The sequence below is a fragment of the Rhizobium sp. 10N414 genome (assembly GCF_056394785.1).
Genome location: NZ_JBFTIN010000115.1, coordinates 1 through 580, shown reverse-complemented (window position 1 = coordinate 580; position 580 = coordinate 1). Strand labels below are relative to the sequence as shown.

Here is a 580-nt window from a genome sequence, read left to right as displayed (position 1 = left end):
GAGCAAGGCCATGCGTCAGATGCCGGGACAGCCCGGGAGATCGGAGAGGCAAGCGGGTGAAGCCCGTCCGGGCTCTGGTCTCGACGAAGCCGAGCCCCCGCCGCGGATCGGGAACGACACGGGCGCAGGGCTGCTTGAGGTGGCCCTGCGGCGAGAGAACCTTCTGCGGGCGTGGAAGCAGGTGCGGGCCAACAAAGGCGCGGCGGGCGTGGACGGTCTGGATATCGACCAGACGGCTGCGACGCTGCGCATCTCTTGGCCTGCCATCCGCGACAGCCTGCGGGAGGGGACGTATCGGCCACAGCCGGTGCGTCGGGTGATGATCCCGAAGCCAGGGGGCGGCGAGCGCGAGCTTGGCATCCCCACGGTGCTGGACCGCCTGATCCAACAGGCGCTCCTGCAAGTCCTTCAGCCAATCCTTGATCCGACCTTCAGCCAGCACAGCTACGGCTTCCGTCCGGGAAGGAGTGCGCACGATGCCGTCCTGGCGGCGCAATCGTTCGTGCAGTCCGGACGGCGGATCGTTGTGGACGTGGATCTGGAGAAGTTCTTCGACCGGGTTGACCATGACATCCATCCT

The 580-nt window shown here is 66.9% G+C and carries 1 protein-coding gene; it reads left to right on the top strand.

Annotated features, from left to right (window positions below):
- Window positions 1–580, top strand: a 580-nt coding sequence (locus AC1DE4_RS31840; protein WP_477884765.1) for a reverse transcriptase domain-containing protein, incomplete at both ends; no start/stop codon positions are given.